This is a genomic window from Bacteroidales bacterium (genome assembly GCA_026418905.1).
Lineage (GTDB): Bacteria > Bacteroidota > Bacteroidia > Bacteroidales > DTU049 > JAOAAK01.
The window spans coordinates 1-17,457 of the sequence record JAOAAK010000005.1; the positions used below are offsets into that span (position 1 = coordinate 1).

Here is a 17,457-nt window from a genome sequence, read left to right on the forward strand (position 1 = left end):
ACGTAACAGCCCATGCTGAAATGCTTGTTATTTCATCTGCACTATCCAATTACCAGCTAAAGAATCTCGAACAATGCACTTTGTATGTCACCCTTGAGCCCTGCCCGATGTGCGCATCAGCTTTATACTGGGCAAAACTCGGCAGACTTGTGTATGCTGCACCAGACCCAAAAAGGGGATTTACCATTTATTCACCATCTCTTTTACACCCTCAAACAACAGTTATATCAAATATTCTGTTATATGAAGCTTCTTCAATACTAAAAGATTTTTTTTTGAAGCTAAGAAAAAAAGAATTAAAGTAAAATTTATATTTTTGCAAAAAATAGTTCATGAGGTTGTACGTTTTGTTTTTTTTAAGCTGTAGTTTTATCATAGGTTTTACGCAAGAAAATACAAGTGAAAGTTATAGAAAGTTACTTGGTGACAAAAAGTACAGAAAAGAATACAATAAAGCTGAACTTTATTTTCTCGAAAAAAATTATTATGCTGCCCTAAATATTTACAAAAAATGGGACTCCATATACCCTGGAATTCCTAATCTTAACTTCAAGATAGGTGCTTGTTATTTGAACATGCGTGGAACTGAAGTGCGCCGAAAAGCTATACCCTACTTTGAAAAAGCTTATGTAAGTGTTACACGAGAATACCTTGGCGATTACAAAGAATATTACGCACCGCTCGAAACATATTTATATTTGGGTGTTGCCTATTCCTTACGATATCAATTTTCTAAAGCTCTTGAAATGTATGATCGATATATAAAAAATATAGAAATCGATCCTGAAAGAGCCTATCTGGTTGATTCTGTAAAGTTTTTGAAAGAAAAATGCTACAATGCCATTAAAATGATTAATAACCCAGTAAGCATCAAAATTGAGAATCTGACTACTATTAACACCTCATATCCTGAATACAGTGCCGTAATTTCAAGAGATGAAAAAACTCTTTACTTTACAAGCCGAAGAGAAGGATCGACCGGCAATAAAAAAGATGAAACAGGACGATATTACGAAGACATTTATTTTTCCACAAAAGATGCTAACAACCAATGGATTTTACCTATTCATATTGGTGGAAAAATCAATACTCCCTTTCATGAAGCTACCGTTTCCATATCATCTGACGGCAAAACATTGATCCTTTACAGAAGTGAGAAAGGTGATGGTAATTTATTTTTCAGTAAGCTACAACCAAATGGAGAATGGTCAAAACCTGAAAAATTTCCCGAACCCATTAACAGTCCGTATTGGGAAACACATGCATGTTTTAGTTCTGATATGAAAAAACTTTATTTTGTTTCTAATCGTCCTGGTGGGTATGGTGATCGCGATATTTGGGTTTCCGAATTTATTAACGGAAATTGGACAGAACCAGAAAATCTTGGACCCACTATAAACACCCCTTATGCTGAAGAATCTCCCTACCTTCTGATCGATGATAGAACCTTATACTTCTCTTCTCAAGGGCATGACAACATGGGTGGATTTGATATATTTGTTTCTACACTTACAGAAGATGGCTTTTGGACAACACCAGAAAATATTGGTTATCCCATCAACACCACTGATGATGACGTGTTCTATATACCCACACGAGACGAAAGACATGCATTTTATTCTTCTGGAAAAGGATACGGCCTTGGAGATCTTGATATTTACTACATGACCATTATACAACCTAAACGTAAATTTGTAAAGCTTCAGGGAAGAATTGCTGATACACGAACTTACAAAGGAATCAAAGGTGATTTAATCTTTTATAATGCTTCCGACACCACAGAAATTCTTCTTTCTTCATCTTCTAACGAAGAAGGAAACTATCAAGTCACCTTACTTCTAGGAAAAGATTATAAAATAAAAGTTACAGCTAAAGGATATCATACTTCGGAGGATTTTCTATCTGTTGCCGAGGATGAAAAAAATACTCTTCTTATCAAAGACTTTTTCCTTCGGAAACAATTTCAACTAACTGACACCCAAAAGGTCACTGCTGATGATTTTAATGTAGGAGAAAAATTTACTCTGCGAAATATTTATTACGATTTTAACAGTCATAAATTACGTAATGAATCTGTGGAAGAATTAAATAGACTTGTCAAACTCATGAAAGATGTACCCACGTTAAAAATTGAAATTTCGAGTCATACTGACAGCATAGGCGGTTATCAATACAACATGAAACTTTCTCAGCGAAGAGCAGAAGAAGTTGTCAAGTACCTTATCTCAGCCGGAATCGATAAAAGCAGACTGGTAGCAAAAGGATATGGTTATACTCAACCAATAGCATCAAATCGAACCGACGAGGGTCGTCAGTTAAATCGCAGAACCGAATTTAAAATTTTAGCAAAATAAAAAAACATCATATGAAAAGGTTTCTTCTGTTTTTTGTAGGCATTCTCTTTTCGGCAGGCATTGTATTAGCCGACGAAGGCATGTGGTTGCCTTTTTTAATTAAAAGGCTAAACTATGTAGACATGCAAAAAGCTGGTCTACAGTTAACCCCTGAAGAAATTTATTCCATTAATCATTCAAGCTTAAAAGATGCCATTGTATCCATTAATGATGGTATGTGCACTGGGTTTATTGTATCTAAGGAAGGTCTTATGATGACCAATCATCATTGTATACTGCAATATATCACAGATAATTCAATAAAATACAATACAGATTACGTTCAGAATGGATTCTGGGCCTTCGACAAAAAGCAGGAACTTTACAATCCTAACTTAAAGGTCACTTTTCTTGTAAAAGTTGATGATGTAACAAGCAAAATTCTTTCCCAATTAAGCGAAACCATGTCTCCTACTGATAGGGAAAACAAAATAAAAGAATTATCAGTCAAATTAGTTGAAGAAGCAACTAAAGGAACTCATTACTGGGGGGAGGTTAAAAGCTTTTTTAAAGGAAATGAATATTATCTTTTCATTTATGAAACATTCAGAGATGTTCGTCTAGTAGGGGCTCCTCCTATGGCTATTGGCAATTTCGGTGCCGACACTGACAATTGGATGTGGCCAAGACATACGGGTGACTTTGCTTTTCTTCGCATTTACATGAGTCCTGATGGAAAACCTGCTCCTTACGACAAAAGAAAAAACATACCATATATACCCAAACATTATTTGCCTATCTCAATCAAAGGATATCAAGAAGGTGACTTTGCAATGGTTCTAGGTTATCCTGGAACAACTGACCGATTTGCAGTTTCATCTGCTATCAACTTAGCAACTCAAGTCATCAACCCATCTATTGTAAAAATCAGAGATGCAAAACTAAAAATAATGGATGAAGCCATGAAAAATGATCCTGCTATTGAACTCATGTATCGTTCTAAATACAACAAAGCATCCAATTATTGGAAGTATTACATTGGTCAAACAGAAATTCTCCAACGAATCAAAGCCGAAGACAAAAAACGAGCTTTTGAATCTGAACTTACCAAATGGATCGAAGCTAATCCTCAAAGAAAGCGGCTATACGGAAACGTCATTTCTCAATTAAAGGCTACTTATGAAGAAATAACAAATTTCAGAAAAGCTCTGATTTACTATAGAGAGGTTGTTTTTCGTGGTCCTGAAATTATAGCTTTTGCTAATCGCTTCGATTCTTTATACTTTTTACTTAAGGATACTAAACTTCCACCTGATCAGCAGAATGCTAAAATTGCCGACTTGACAACCAAGTTGAAATATCATGCATCCAACTATTTTTTCAACAGTTATAGTGTTGATCTTGACAAAAAAATATTTGTAGCTCTTTTCAGAATTATGAAAGATGATTTGCCTTCTCAATTTTATCCATCTTTTTTCAAGGATGTCGAAAGCAAATACAAAGACAACTTCCAGAACTATGCAAATAGTATCTTCGAAAGGTCGTTTCTCCCATACAAAGACAAAGTATATGAATATCTCCGTCAACCTGACTTAAAAACACTGGAAAAAGATCCTATTTTTGAACTTATGCAATCTGTCTATCAGAAAAACGACGAAATTAAAAAACAAGCCGATGTTATTGAAGCTAAGTTATCTTCCATCGAGCAAATATACATGAAAGCATTACTTGAATATTTTGAAGGTAAAAAAACCCTTTATCCAGATGCCAATAGCACATTGCGTTTAACTTATGGTAAAGTTGCACGCTATACGCCAACCGATGGAACCGAACAACCCTATTTTACAACCCTTGATGAGCTTATTGCCAAAGAAAATCCTGATATTCCTGATTATGTCGTTCCTCTTAAACTCAAAGATCTTTACACGAAAAAAGATTTTGGAAATTATCTCGATAAAGATGGCAAAATGCATGTTTGTATTTTGACAGATTGTGATGTAACAGGTGGAAATTCTGGTGCTCCACTTCTTAATGGTAAAGGAGAAGTTATTGGCATTGTATTCGATATTAATTGGGAAGCAACAGCTTCAAGTCTGTTTTATGTTCCCGAACAAACAAGAACAATCTCCACTGATATACGATATGTTTTGTTCATTCTCGAAAAATTTGCTGAAGCAACCAATATTTTACAAGAATTAGAGATAAGAAAATAAAGAACTTTGGATTTAGTAACATTTCTTCTTTAGGACAGTTAATTTTCGTCATACCACGAAGCGTAAAGAGAGTAGTTACGAGCTATACGTTCTATTTCTCGAACATGATCCTCAGGAGATAAATTACTAATTTTTTGCGCAGGTACACCTCCGTAAACTGTTCCTGAAGGAATATGCTTTCCTTTTGTCACAACAGCTCCTGCTGCTATAATACAATTGTCTTCTATGACAACATCATCCATAATAATAGCTCCCATACCAATCAGAACGTTATTACCTATTCTGCAACCGTGGACAATAGCACCATGACCTATGGAAACATTATTACCAATGTAAAGAGGACTTTTTTGATAAGTGGCGTGTAGAATAGCGTTATCCTGTATGTTAACATAATTTCCTATCCTAATTTCATGAACATCTCCTCGTACAATAGCACCAAACCAAACCGTACATCCTTCCCCCATAATCACATCGCCTACTATAGTAGCATTCTCGGCAAACCAACAATTGTTTCCCCATTGTGGTTTTTTACCATTAATTTCTCTGATGATGGCCATTTTTTTCCAAAATTAATCTAGATAAGGATACTTATAATTGGTTGGAGGTAAAAAATTTTCTTTGATGGTTCGAGGAGACGTCCAACGTAAAAGGTTCAAGTATCCACCAGCTTTATCGTTGGTACCTGATTTGCGAGCACCACCAAAAGGTTGCATGCCTACGACCGCTCCTGTAGGTTTATCATTGTAGTAAATGTTTCCAGCCGCAAAACGCAAAACCCTGCAAGCTTCAATCCATGCTTTACGATCTTGTGAAATAATCGAACCAGTCAAACCGTAAGGTGAAGTTCGATCTACTAATTGTAACATATCACTCCATTCACTATCTTTATACACATAAATGGAAAGAACGGGTCCAAAAATTTCTTCTTGCATAGTCTTAAAATAGGGATCAAATACTTGTATGACTGTTGGTTCAATATAATAACCAACAGAACTGTCGCCACCACCTCCCCAGATGATTTGAGCATTCGTTGAACTTTTAGCATAATCAATATACCTCATAATACGATCAAAAGCCTGTTGATCTATAACAGCATTGACAAAATTATTTGGATCGCTTACGTCTCCTATTTTTATTTCGGAAAGAACTTGAAGCATTTGGTGCCTAATACGCCCCCATAAACTTTCTGGAATGTATGCTCTAGATGCTGCCGAACATTTTTGTCCTTGATACTCGAAAGCTCCTCGAATAAGAGCTGTAACCACAGTATCCACATCTGCTGATGGATGAACTACCACAAAGTCTTTTCCTCCTGTTTCGCCCACCAATCTAGGATAAGACTTATAATCCTCTAAGTAATTTGCAACAGTTTTCCATATTTGGTTGAACGTGGTAGTACTTCCAGTAAAATGAACCCCACCTAAATCAGGATGAGATAAAACGATGTCGCCAATGGTTGAACCATTTCCAGGAATAAAATTCACCACACCAGGTGGTAGACCCGCTTCTTCATATATTTGCATCAAAAAATAATTACTTAAAACTGCTGTGCTCGCAGGTTTCCAAACAATAGTGTTTCCCATTAAAGCAGGAGCTAAAGCTAAATTAAGCGCTATGGCTGTAAAATTAAATGGGCTAATAGCAAAAATAAACCCTTCCAATGGTCTGTATTCCATTCGATTCAGGGCTGAATAATCTGAAAATGGTTGTTTTTCATAAAGTTGAGAAAGAAAATAAGAATTGAACCGAAGGTAATCTATAGATTCACAAGCAGCATCAATTTCAGCTTGCATAATGTTTTTACCCTGGCCAAGCATGGTAAGAGCATTGATATCGTAACGATACTTTTTGGATAATAATTCTGCAATTTTCAAATAAATAGACACACGTTCCACCCATGAAAGAGTCATCCATTCTTCTTTTGCCTGACGGGCAGCATCAATTGCCATATTAATTTCTTTTTCACCAGCTTGATGGTATACGGCAAGAATTTCTTGATGATTGTTTGGATTAATTAGTTGTTTTGTTTTTCCAGTATAAATTCTTTTGCCTCCAATGATCAGTGGAATTTCAAGTTTTCTCTGACGCCAAGCATTAAAAGTTTCCATAATTTGTACAAAATCATGGGATTCTTTTTCATAATACTTGACAGGTTCGTTTCGTGGCTCTATTAATCGATACAATGCGTTGTTCATATTTTTTTCATAAAATTAATTTATAGGAGTTGTGATTAAAATAAATGTGTTCAAAATCATTCATCATCATAAGCAGTAAAGATGTAATTTTGCTATGCATGGGAAAGATAGTAGGAATTGATTTTGGTTTAAAAAGAACAGGTCTGGCAGTTTCGGACAATAGTGAAACTATAGCTTTTCCATTGATTGCTTTGCCCACCCATGAAGTTGAAAAATTTTTATTGGACTACATTCCTAGAGAAAATGTTAAATTGCTGGTTGTCGGAAAATCCCTACAATCCAACGGAACCACCTCAAACATTGAGAAATATACAATGGCTTTCATTAATAGGCTAAAAAAATTGTTTCCCTCACTAACGATCGAACGCTTTGACGAACGATTTACATCTCAGATAGCTCAACGTAGTTTAATTATGGGAAATTACAAAAAAAAGGACAGGCGAGACAAGAAAAACGTTGATTTAATGAGTGCTACCATTATATTGCAAGATTATTTAGATACAAAAAAAAGAATATGATCTTACCTATCGTAGCTTATGGTCATCCTGATCTCCGAAAAAAGTCTTCCGAAGTTTCATGGAACGAACCATGGCTAAAAACCTTTATTAATGACTTGTGGGAAACCATGTATGCCATCGATGGGGTAGGCCTCGCTGCTCCTCAAGTTCATAAAAACATTCGAGTTTTTGTGATCGACACGTCTTATTTTGTAGGAAAGTATCCAGAAGCTGGCTATAGAGGAATTTTTATCAATCCTTTTTTGATTGAAACTTGGGGTGAAGAATGGTATCACAGCGAAGGCTGTTTGAGCATTCCTGGTATTTACGAAGATGTTGCTAGAAAAAAATTCATACGTATCCGATTTCAAAACGAATCAGGTGAAACCAAAGAGGAAATTTTTGAAGGCATTGTCGCAAGAGTCATTTTGCATGAATACGACCATCTTGAAGGAATTTTGTTTACCGATAGACTTACACCTTTAAGGAAACTTCTTATAAAAAACAAACTTAACGACATCGCTAAAGGTAAAGTCAACGTTTCCTATAAAATGATTTTTGCCACTCAAAAATAAAAAACATGAAAAAGCTTTCCTTGCTATTTGTTTCGACAGTCATGTTTTTCATATCATGCACAGAAAATAGATCCGACTTGTTGCAGAAAATTAACTCCAACGAAACACTGATCCGTCAGAAATTCAAGGAAAATATTGTGGATTCTACTCTGATGAAGCAATTGGTTAATCAATATCAAACTTATGTTGATCGATATCCTGAAGATAGTCTTTCACCTCAATTTCTATACAATGCATCTCGTTTGTTAGTTGTTCTTAAGCAACCTATGAGTGCAGTGGAGTTACTTAAAAAATTTGAAAAAAAGTACTCTTCTCATGTACTATTGCCAGAAGTTCTTTTTTTCAGAGGCTTTGTAGAAGAAAACGAATTGCGAGACTTTCAAGCGGCAAAACAATCTTACATAAAATTTTTACATAAGTTTCCAAACCATATGTATGCAGAACAAGTTCGTTTAGCTTTACAATATCTTGGCGTTGATCCACAAAAAATTATAGAACAATTCAATTCGTCGGGCTACAATAAACCTATTCCATGAAGTCTCAAAAAACTTATTTCGTACTTGGTGGTAATAAGCATCCTGTTTTTGTCTCTGATGATATGTTCGTATTTAGCAAAGCATGGAGGTGGAGGATCGGTACTCACAAAACCTCTCAAGTTTTTTTGTTAAAAGATTTTCAATTTCATCAATATTTCCCCAATATTGAAAAAGATTTGTTTTCATCCTTGCCTGTCAATATCATACATAGCATATACTTACAAGCTACAGAAGAAAACAAAAATTGGCAAACCCTTACTCATATTCTCAATGAATTATTCCAATTTACATTTGATCGTCAGACTATCTTGGTATGTATGGGAGGTGGTGTGGTTTGTGATTTAGGGGGATTTGTGGCCTCTATTCTAAAGCGCGGCATTAAACTAGTACTCATACCTACCACTTTGCTTTCTATGACTGATGCAGCTATCGGTGGGAAAAACGGCGTAAATTTTACAAGTTTCAAAAACCAAATAGGAAGCTTTCATATTCCCGACTTTGTTTTCATTTACAGACCATTTTTGGAAACCTTGCCTACTGAACACTTATTAAGTGGTTACGCTGAAATGCTTAAACATGCTTTAATAGCGGATATCAATCTTTTTAAAAACCTCAATAGGGCTTTTTCTCCAGAAATACCATCGCTTCCTTGGATTGCTCAAAGCATTCGTATCAAGCTTCGAATTGTTAAAGAAGACCCTCATGAAAAAAACAAAAGAAGGCTTCTCAATTTTGGTCATACCATTGGCCATGCTCTAGAAAGCTATTACATGGAAAAACAGCAACCCATCCTTCACGGCAATGCTATTGCTCTTGGAATGATCGAAGAGATTTTTTTCTCATCTCAATTGTTACCCGACCATTCAAAAAAAATTTTTCTAGCCACGGATTTTATCCATAAACACTATCCCCATTACCCCATTCCTTCTTGGGAAAAACTGGTGAATTACATTCTACATGATAAGAAAAAAAACACTCACCATCTTGACATTGTTCTTCTCAAAAACATTGGAACAGCTGTTATAAAAAAAATTAGTATTGATGAACTCAAATCTTTACACGAAAAGTTTTTGACTTCATGAAAAAATTCATATGGTTAACACTTTTCATAAGCACCGCATTACTACCTCAGGAATTACTTTTATTTGAACGTGAATTTTCGTACTCTTTCAATTTTTCCCCTACCAGGCTTCAAGATAGCACTCTTAATCAGACTTTTCTTAAAACTATGGGAAAATACATGAATAAATCTCATCTTTTTATTTCTTATAATCTTCACTGTTATATCCATCATAAGCTTTACAAAATAGACACAACTTTTTACAGGATACAACTTACGATGAAAAATATTTCTTGGAACGGAGATATTTTTTATCGATCCATTTCGCTTAATCCAGTTTTGTTGCCCTTCAAAACAAAGTTTAAAGTTCTATACTCATCGAGGCAAAAAACAGAATTGGTTGAACTCATCTCTCATGAGCAAGCGCTTGTTAATCAACTGGGGTATGTTGAGCTTCTTAATACCCTCATACCCCAAACTCTAATCTCCGATATCACTTACATTAAAGCTGATTCGTTTTATTTTTATTATGACTCTTTATCTTTAGCTAATCTCAATGTTTTCATCAAGCAAATTGATGATTACTACCATACCACAAAGAAGCTCATGGAGATCGATAGTACAGTTCGTACTTTTTTTCTAGATAGCCTAGAAATGCTCCCTCTATATCACATTGAATTCAAATACCTCTCAAATCAGATCAAAGAAATCCACGAGAAAGACTTTTTCAACTCTCTACATCTTTGGGAGAACGATCCTCTTGAATTTACTAGTAAACTAAATCGGTTAACTCAAACACTTACAGAAAAACAAAATATGGTCGCCCGTAATTTAAGTAACTATGAATTACTATTGTACAACAAAGCTTTACGAGAATGGCCTATTTCAGAAAAAAGAAGTGTCGAACACTTTAAAAAAATTCTCGCTTTTAACTCTCTTTTTACTCCTGCACTACTTAGGCTTTCTGAATATTGGCTTAATAAAAACAATCCTGATTCTGCTTTTCACTATTTCAGTCAGACCCTCAAACTGGTTATCCCAGATAGTCTCCAAAATCTTGCTCAAACCACAGGTCAACGTCTTTACCAACTTATTACGCAAAAGGCATCACAAGCAATTCAAGATCAGGAATACTTTTCTGCTCTTACTCTTTTATCACAAGACTCTATCCTTTGTCAGCATTCTTTCCAATTTTGTGATGAAACATGGCAAAAACTGATTGCAAAAGCTCATTACGGCATCTACCAAAGTTTCATCACGGTCGCAAAAAAAGCTATGAATTCCCGCAAAAATACTATTGCATACCATATACTTAAGCAAGCTTGGAATTATCAGAAAACATTTCAAGTTTATATTTTGACCAATATTGAAGTCAAAGACCTATTCACTCAACTTAGAAATAATTTGCTTGCAGAGATCAAAGAAGAAATGAAAATGAATTTGTTTACTTCGGCTCAGCTGAAATTATCAATTGTTGACACGATCTCTCGTTTTTACCTTGTGAAAAATACCGATTCAATCAATGAATGGGAAAAAGATATTTCTTTATTACGATTTGTGCTTGACATTGAAAGAATAAATCAGTTTTATCAACGAGAAAACTACATCAAAGGAGATTCTTTGTTTTCGATTTTGTATTCCGATTTGTCTTTTTTGCAACTATCCGCCGACTCTTTTCTGAAAGAAAATTTTAAAAAGACCATAAAATGGAGAATCAAAAGCATTTTTCTTTCTCTTTCCAATCCTGAAATCTCTCTGAAAAACCAAAGAAAATTATTTTTGGAACTGAATAGAATCAAGCTTCTACTGGATAGCAATCTATCAATGGAGCAAACCTTGCCTGAAATTTCTGAAAAACTTCTTACTCAAGAAATAAACTACTTAGAAAATTGGCTACATCATACTGACTCATTCAGGTTGAGTGAAACCTATTTAAACTACCTCGATTCTCTTGTTTCTGAAAGTCAAAATATCCGTCTTGGTGAGGAAATAAAACTTCTCTTGGAAAAATACTACTTGAAAAAATGTTCATGTCTTTCTCAACATATTCTGTTGGATAGTCTTTCACATTTTTTTACTTTACACCTTTTTTACAAAGCCATAACTTTTCTGCAGCTCATTCCAGCTTCTCTTGAAAAAGAAAAATGCTATAAAGAAGCAAATTATTGGTACAATAAAATTGATTCCATTAAAAAAATTTTTTCGTTTTTCGATTATCTCAAAAATGTAGAAAAAAACATACTGCAAAACATGAACCTGTTTTCATGGAACGATTTTTTTTACCAGTATCTACAAGTTGAAAACAACATAACCAAACTTCGTCTCGATACCATGAATATTACTTTGAAGCCTCTTCCTCAGTGGGTTGCTGAAAAGAAAAATTTTACACTAATTGACTTGTCGTTTTACTTTTTCTTCGATTCAAAAAATTATTTTCTTGCTCTTCAATTGATCAAAGAAATGAATAAACAAAACATTCTATTGAAATATACAAAAAAATACCAGAAAAAATTAGGTGAAGCCATGGCTGCTCGAGATATTTTGTCGGATGTTACTGATTACAGAAAACAGTGCCTCACTTATACAATGGGAAATTCGTACCTAAAATATTTTCGAAAAAGCTACTTTAAAGTATGGAAACTACACAAAAAATAAAAGAGGATATCACCTTCAGATGCCCTGTTTGTGGGATGAATGTTTTTTCTTATGTCCTTACCGCTGAAGACTGGCTCGTAAGTAAGGAAAAATTTGACATTTATGTTTGCCAATATTGCAAACTTAGAATTACTCATCCACAGCCTAAGATCGAAAAATTAAGCTCTTATTATGAGTCGAATAATTATGTTTCTCATAACGAAAAAGCTACAGGATTAATCAATCGGTTATTTATACTTGCTCGACACTTCACTGTGCAAATAAAAGTTAGCATCGTCAAAAAATACGCTTGTGGAAAAATCCTTATGGACATTGGAGCCGGCTCCGGAAGTTTCGTTGCTCACGCTATTAAAAAAGGATTCGAAGCTTCTGGTGTTGAAGTGAACGAAAATGCACGACTGTTCTGCCAACAACACTATGGTATAGAGCTTTATCCACCTTCTATATTAAAAGAATTTCAACCAAATAAATTCGATGCCTTAACTCTATGGCACGTATTGGAACACATATCAGATTTCGAGCAACAAATCGATCTGTATCATCAACTTCTACGTAAAAAAGGCGTATTGATTCTGGCACTTCCTAATTTTGAAAGCTATGATGCAGCTTATTTTAAAGAAAATTGGGCTGCATGGGATGTGCCACGACACTTGTGGCATTTTTCTCCCAACCAAATACAATTTTTGAGCAATAACAAAGGGTTTACATTAGAAAAGATTCTACCTATGATGTTGGATGTATACTATATTTCCATGTTAAGTTTTCGAAATATGAGTGGTAAAACTAAAATATTAACATCTATTGTTTTATCAACTTGGTGGAACTTGCTGGCATTAAAATCTCGCCGTTTTTCAAGTTTAATTTATGTATTACGAAAGTTATGAAAGTTGCTCTAATCAATTACCTTAATTCTCTCCCCTACGTCTATGCTATGGAACAGTATCGTCATTTGCTTGAAAAGATTACAATTGTTCCTCCTTCCCAATGTGTTTCTCTTTTTTTTTCGAACCAAGTGGATGCCGCTTTACTTCCAATTGCAGCGCTTCATAAGCATAAAGATATCGTCCGGCTTCCATTTGGAATAGCGGCCAAAGGAAAAGTAAAATCAGTAGTTCTCGCATCTTTGCAACCTATTAAAAAAATTAATACCATTCTAGTCGATCCGGAGTCTGTTACATCTAACATTCTTGCCCAGATCCTCTGCAAGTATTATTGGCAAATACATCCAACTTTTATCGACGACAATACTCATCCTTGGGATGGTTGCATACTTATTGGTGATAAGGTTTTTACTCAAGCCCAGAAATTTCCTCATGTCTACGACCTAGCAGAAGAGTGGTATAGTTTTACGTGCATGCCCATGGTTTTTGCTCGATGGACTGTCCGTCCATCCCTCTCAGAGCAGAAAGTAAACGTTTTACTTTCCATACTTAGTTTTGCCGTTAAACAAAAAAACGTATGTCTGCAATTGCAAAATTCTCTTTCCTATCAAGATGCATATGATTATATAAACCACTTCGTGCAATATGAACTTGATGAACAATGCTTGCTGGGCGAAACTCAATTCCTTGCTTTTCTCAAAAGCATTTAGTTAGACTGATCTTTTTTGAAAAAATTTTTTGCCTTGTTAGCCAACTGTATAAAATTTCTTGAATGTGTATATTGAAGAAAAAATATACTTCCAATCACAAGTAAAATTCCAACAATTTTCAACGCTTGAGGTTTTTCCAATCCATATAGCAGAGAACCAATAACCGTTAAAACAGGAATAAGATTTGAGAAAATGCTGGTTCTAACTACTCCAATTCTTTCAATCGAAATGGTATAAAAGACATAAGCTAGGGAAGAAGCAAAAAAAGCAAGAATGATTACATACAGGAAAATTTCTACGTTCCACTTTATGTAAGGGGCATATTCCGCTTCTGAAAAAACCACCCAAGGCAAAAATAGAAAAAATCCAATCAATTGTTGCACGAAAACTATAAAGAAAGGATTGTATTTCGCCGATAATTCCTTGACGAAAATAGTATAGCCAATGGCACTACCGATGCTTAACAACAGAAATAAAAAACCCACAGGGTTTACCGACAACTGAATCTCGGAATAGAAAATTAGTAAAACTCCAATAAAAGAAAATATGGTCGAAAACAACACGGATTTTCTGATTTTTTCCCCATAAATAAAAAACATAAAAAATGGTGTAAAAACAGGTATGGTTCCTATGAACACAGATGCCGTAGAGGCTGTTACGTAAGTTAAACTAATACTCTCCCCAATATAATAAAGAAATGGTTCAAAAAATGCCAACAAAAAAAAACGGTAAAAATCTTTTCTTTCAATCGACTGCAAATATTTTCCAAAGTAACACACCATAAAGAGAATGATAAAACCCATAAGCAATCTAAGGTTCACAAGAAGCAATGGTGTAAAACCATGTTGATAACAAACTTTGATCATGACAAAAGAATAGCTCCAAACGAGTATGGAAAAAGCCAATCCTGCATAAACTTTAAACAAATTTCTCGACATATCAGAATGCTAAACTAATTTTGTTAACTCCTAAAGGTATAGTCTGGTGAGTAAATCCAATATCTTTAAGTTCACTAGCTATACCATCGAGACCTTTTAAAATCTCAATAGTCGTATGTGCATCTGAACTGAGAATGATGGGAACATCTTTTTCAAGTAGCTTTTTCCAACTATATCGTCCAGGATAAAAATCATTATACTTGCCTGTGTAAATCCCCCTCGTATTAATTTCTATGATAACATCATATTTTTTCGATAATTCTATGACCTTTTGCATGCCTTCCTGAAAAAAGGGGTCAGACACTAAGAAAATTTCATTATTGTTATGCATTAAGATTTTATCCACATGTCCTAAAATATCTGGTCTTTCCCTTTCTATCATATCGCAAATTTGATCAAAATAGGTACGAATAGCTAATTGTACATTTCCGTTAAAAACCTCTTTTATTCCTCTCAAATAATCATCCCGATCTCCATCAATAAACCATAGTTTTCCCTCGAAATACACTACATGAACGCTTCCAATAATATAATCCAGCTTAAACTTTTCTCGAAAGTAGTTAAACGAATATGTAAGACCTGGTATGTAGTCTGCTTCTAGCCCTTTCAAAACTTGCATCTTATGTGAAACTACGTTTTTAAATTGATCAATTTCACTCAAGTAGTCAATGAGTTTTGGGAAATCCATTGTCCAGTATTTTTTCTCTTTTAAAGGTGCATGACTACTTAAACCAAAGTAGCTGATATTTCTTTCAGATGCTTCACAAATCATTTCCTCTACGGTAGACTCACCATCACAATAAATGGTGTGGTTATGTAAACTGACGTACATGTCTCATCTGATGATTTCATTCATTCTTTCAATAGCCTTGGGATGATTTTCTACTAATCTCAATACTTTCTGATAGTCTTGTTTTGCAAGGTCTCTGTTACCCAACATCTGGTATGAAAGTCCCCGATTGTATAGGGCATCCACATACAACGAATCAATCTCAAGTACTTTGTTGAAGAAAAAAATAGCTTTTTCGAAATTTTTGAGATAAACTAGTTGAATATATCCCATATTATACCACGCATATTTATTGTTTGGTTGGATGGATAAAATAGCTTCATACTGCTTCATGGCTTCTTCAAATCGAAAAGTTTCTTGTAACCATAAACCATAGTTATAACGAGCCTCAATAGAATTTGGACGAAGGCGAACTGCAGTTTTCAAATAGCTCCCAGCTAGTGGGTCTTTCTTTCTCATTAAAATAACTCCAAGAAGAGAAAAAGCCTCGTAATATTCGGGATCATTGATGGTAGCTTTTTTCAAATGTTTAATTCCTTCAACAGTATCTTTTTGTTCAAGTAACGCATATCCTTTTATAAATTCAGCTTTTCCATTGATAGGATCAATATCTAGTGCTGCTTTGCAGTAAATGTCCACCATCTTGTAATCTCTTTCAAACAAGGAAAGTTCTGCCAATTTAAGAAGAGGTTCTACATTATTTTTTTCAAGATCAGACGCTTTAATAAGGGCGTTTCTTGCATTAGTGACATTTCCTGAAGCCAAATAAATATCAGCAAGTAAAAGATGATATTTTACTAACGTTGGATTTAATTCAATTGCTTTCCTTATGTCAGTCAGAGCAGCAGAAAGATTTCTTTTTTCTAACCAGTAAGAGGCTCTCAAAAAATAGAGAGAATCTACCTTGGGATTATTTTTAATAGATTCATTCAGAAATCCTAAGTATGAAGTATCGGAGGTAGTATGTGTGTTTTTCTTGGTGTGTCCTGTACATGAATAAACTATTATAGCAATGAAGATAAACATCCATTTCTTAGAAGATTTCATGTTCTAATTGATTTTTCTTTGAGCAACTGACGAATTTTTTGTTCTAGTTCATCCATCACTTCCGGATTCTCAACTAGATATTGTTTAGCCGCATCACGGCCTTGACCTAATTTTAGATCTCCATAACTGAACCAAGCTCCACTTTTTTTGATCAGATTTAATTCAACTCCCAAATCCACAATCTCACCTAACTTTGAGATACCTTCGCCATAGATGATATCAACTTCTGCTTGCTGGAATGGGGGAGCAACTTTATTTTTGACTATTTTTACCTTTACTCGATTGCCGATAATATTTTCTCCATCCTTAATCTGAGAAATTTTTCTTATATCAATTCTAACAGAAGCATAAAATTTCAATGCATTACCTCCAGTAGTGACTTCAGGATTACCAAACATAACACCGATTTTTTCCCGTAATTGATTGATAAAAATGCAAATACTTTTAGTCTTACTTATGGTTGCTGTAAGTTTTCGCAAAGCTTGCGACATAAGTCTAGCTTGTAATCCCAATTTGCTATCCCCCATTTCTCCCTCAATTTCACCCTTTGGAGTAAGTGCTGCCACTGAATCGATCACTATCACATCTATAGCACCGCTTCGAATCAAATTCTCAGTAATTTCAAGTGCTTGCTCACCGTTGTCGGGCTGAGAAATAAGAAGATTTTCTACATCAACACCAAGTTTTTGGGCATAAAGAATATCAAATGCATGTTCGGCATCTATGAAAGCAACTATTCCTCCTTTTTTCTGAGCCTCAGCCATAACATGTATGGCAAGAGTTGTTTTACCAGAGCTTTCAGGTCCGAAAATTTCTATAATTCTCCCACGTGGTAAACCTCCTACTCCTATAGCATGATCAATACCAATACTTCCCGTAGAAATTACGTCGGGTTCTTCTAGAGGTTTTTCCCCTAGTTTCATGATAGTACCCTTACCATACATTTTTTCAATTCGATCTATAGTTAGTTGTAAGGCTCTTAATTTTTCATTTGATGATTGCATGGATTGTTCTTTTGAATCTTTTT

General features: G+C 34.8%; 16 protein-coding genes. 10 read left to right on the top strand and 6 right to left on the bottom strand.

Features of this window, described 5'->3' with window-relative positions:
- The 3 genes from N2Z72_01455 to N2Z72_01465 form a co-directional block, all read left to right on the top strand.
- Positions 1 to 305, top strand: a 305-nt coding sequence (locus N2Z72_01455) for a nucleoside deaminase (GenBank protein ID MCX7696343.1), incomplete at its 5' end; no start/stop codon positions are given.
- 27 nt (positions 306 to 332) lie between these two features.
- Positions 333 to 2,354, top strand: a complete 2,022-nt coding sequence (locus N2Z72_01460; GenBank protein MCX7696344.1) for an OmpA family protein — start codon at positions 333 to 335, stop codon at positions 2,352 to 2,354.
- 11 nt (positions 2,355 to 2,365) lie between these two features.
- On the top strand, positions 2,366 to 4,546 hold the full coding sequence (locus tag N2Z72_01465) for a S46 family peptidase (protein ID MCX7696345.1): 2,181 nt from the start codon (positions 2,366 to 2,368) through the stop codon (positions 4,544 to 4,546).
- 38 nt (positions 4,547 to 4,584) lie between these two features.
- On the opposite strand, the gene N2Z72_01470 is transcribed toward N2Z72_01465, so the two are convergent.
- Positions 4,585 to 5,103, bottom strand: coding sequence for a gamma carbonic anhydrase family protein (locus tag N2Z72_01470; protein ID MCX7696346.1), 519 nt, complete (start codon positions 5,101 to 5,103; stop codon positions 4,585 to 4,587).
- A 12-nt stretch (positions 5,104 to 5,115) separates the two neighbouring features.
- Complete coding sequence (gene pruA, locus N2Z72_01475; protein ID MCX7696347.1) at positions 5,116 to 6,741, bottom strand: L-glutamate gamma-semialdehyde dehydrogenase; 1,626 nt, start codon at positions 6,739 to 6,741, stop codon at positions 5,116 to 5,118.
- Between the two features lie 44 nt (positions 6,742 to 6,785).
- Here pruA and ruvX point away from each other — a divergent pair, with 44 nt between their 5' ends.
- Genes ruvX through N2Z72_01510 form a run of 7 tightly spaced genes read left to right on the top strand, consistent with a single transcriptional unit; the run spans position 6,786 to position 13,655 of the window.
- A complete protein-coding gene (gene ruvX, locus N2Z72_01480) occupies positions 6,786 to 7,259 on the top strand; it encodes a Holliday junction resolvase RuvX (protein MCX7696348.1) in 474 nt (157 codons plus the stop codon).
- Positions 7,256 to 7,813: a peptide deformylase gene (gene def / locus N2Z72_01485; protein MCX7696349.1), complete on the top strand. Its 558-nt coding sequence runs from the start codon at positions 7,256 to 7,258 to the stop codon at positions 7,811 to 7,813. The genes ruvX and def overlap by 4 nt, the downstream gene beginning before the upstream one ends.
- Before the next feature lie 5 nt (positions 7,814 to 7,818).
- Positions 7,819 to 8,349 (top strand): hypothetical protein, encoded by a 531-nt coding sequence (locus N2Z72_01490; protein MCX7696350.1) that lies wholly within the window; start codon positions 7,819 to 7,821, stop codon positions 8,347 to 8,349.
- Complete coding sequence (locus tag N2Z72_01495) at positions 8,346 to 9,431, top strand: 3-dehydroquinate synthase (GenBank protein MCX7696351.1); 1,086 nt, start codon at positions 8,346 to 8,348, stop codon at positions 9,429 to 9,431. The genes N2Z72_01490 and N2Z72_01495 overlap by 4 nt, the downstream gene beginning before the upstream one ends.
- The gene (locus tag N2Z72_01500; GenBank protein MCX7696352.1) at positions 9,428 to 12,064 is read left to right on the top strand and encodes a hypothetical protein; all 2,637 of its coding nucleotides are present in this window, start codon (positions 9,428 to 9,430) and stop codon (positions 12,062 to 12,064) included. Before N2Z72_01495 ends, N2Z72_01500 begins: the two co-directional genes overlap by 4 nt.
- Positions 12,043 to 12,948 (top strand): class I SAM-dependent methyltransferase, encoded by a 906-nt coding sequence (locus tag N2Z72_01505; GenBank protein MCX7696353.1) that lies wholly within the window; start codon positions 12,043 to 12,045, stop codon positions 12,946 to 12,948. Before N2Z72_01500 ends, N2Z72_01505 begins: the two co-directional genes overlap by 22 nt.
- Positions 12,945 to 13,655, top strand: a complete 711-nt coding sequence (locus N2Z72_01510) for a hypothetical protein (protein ID MCX7696354.1) — start codon at positions 12,945 to 12,947, stop codon at positions 13,653 to 13,655. The genes N2Z72_01505 and N2Z72_01510 overlap by 4 nt, the downstream gene beginning before the upstream one ends.
- On the opposite strand, the gene N2Z72_01515 is transcribed toward N2Z72_01510, so the two are convergent.
- The 4 genes from N2Z72_01515 to recA are packed head-to-tail and all read right to left on the bottom strand — an operon-like array spanning position 13,652 to position 17,434.
- Positions 13,652 to 14,593 (bottom strand): DMT family transporter, encoded by a 942-nt coding sequence (locus tag N2Z72_01515; GenBank protein ID MCX7696355.1) that lies wholly within the window; start codon positions 14,591 to 14,593, stop codon positions 13,652 to 13,654. The two genes, N2Z72_01510 and N2Z72_01515, sit on opposite strands and share 4 nt — an antisense overlap.
- Before the next feature lies 1 nt (position 14,594).
- On the bottom strand, positions 14,595 to 15,425 hold the full coding sequence (locus tag N2Z72_01520; protein MCX7696356.1) for a histidinol-phosphatase: 831 nt from the start codon (positions 15,423 to 15,425) through the stop codon (positions 14,595 to 14,597).
- A gap of 3 nt (positions 15,426 to 15,428) precedes the next feature.
- Entirely contained in the window at positions 15,429 to 16,430 is a 1,002-nt protein-coding gene (locus tag N2Z72_01525; GenBank protein MCX7696357.1) for a tetratricopeptide repeat protein, read from the bottom strand.
- Positions 16,427 to 17,434 (bottom strand): recombinase RecA, encoded by a 1,008-nt coding sequence (recA, locus tag N2Z72_01530; GenBank protein ID MCX7696358.1) that lies wholly within the window; start codon positions 17,432 to 17,434, stop codon positions 16,427 to 16,429. The genes N2Z72_01525 and recA overlap by 4 nt, the downstream gene beginning before the upstream one ends.
- Positions 17,435 to 17,457 lie beyond the last annotated feature (23 nt).

Coding starts and splice junctions, on each gene's coding strand:
- def (MCX7696349.1), top strand. CDS start 7,256: ATGATCTTACCTATCGTAGCTTATGGTCATCCTGATCTCCGAAAAAAG.
- N2Z72_01505 (MCX7696353.1), top strand. CDS start 12,043: ATGGAAACTACACAAAAAATAAAAGAGGATATCACCTTCAGATGCCCT.
- N2Z72_01525 (MCX7696357.1), bottom strand. CDS start 16,430: ATGAAATCTTCTAAGAAATGGATGTTTATCTTCATTGCTATAATAGTT.
- recA (MCX7696358.1), bottom strand. CDS start 17,434: ATGCAATCATCAAATGAAAAATTAAGAGCCTTACAACTAACTATAGAT.
- N2Z72_01465 (MCX7696345.1), top strand. CDS start 2,366: ATGAAAAGGTTTCTTCTGTTTTTTGTAGGCATTCTCTTTTCGGCAGGC.
- ruvX (MCX7696348.1), top strand. CDS start 6,786: ATGTGTTCAAAATCATTCATCATCATAAGCAGTAAAGATGTAATTTTG.
- N2Z72_01500 (MCX7696352.1), top strand. CDS start 9,428: ATGAAAAAATTCATATGGTTAACACTTTTCATAAGCACCGCATTACTA.
- N2Z72_01515 (MCX7696355.1), bottom strand. CDS start 14,593: ATGTCGAGAAATTTGTTTAAAGTTTATGCAGGATTGGCTTTTTCCATA.
- N2Z72_01495 (MCX7696351.1), top strand. CDS start 8,346: ATGAAGTCTCAAAAAACTTATTTCGTACTTGGTGGTAATAAGCATCCT.
- N2Z72_01490 (MCX7696350.1), top strand. CDS start 7,819: ATGAAAAAGCTTTCCTTGCTATTTGTTTCGACAGTCATGTTTTTCATA.
- pruA (MCX7696347.1), bottom strand. CDS start 6,741: ATGAACAACGCATTGTATCGATTAATAGAGCCACGAAACGAACCTGTC.
- N2Z72_01460 (MCX7696344.1), top strand. CDS start 333: ATGAGGTTGTACGTTTTGTTTTTTTTAAGCTGTAGTTTTATCATAGGT.
- N2Z72_01510 (MCX7696354.1), top strand. CDS start 12,945: ATGAAAGTTGCTCTAATCAATTACCTTAATTCTCTCCCCTACGTCTAT.
- N2Z72_01470 (MCX7696346.1), bottom strand. CDS start 5,103: ATGGCCATCATCAGAGAAATTAATGGTAAAAAACCACAATGGGGAAAC.
- N2Z72_01520 (MCX7696356.1), bottom strand. CDS start 15,425: ATGTACGTCAGTTTACATAACCACACCATTTATTGTGATGGTGAGTCT.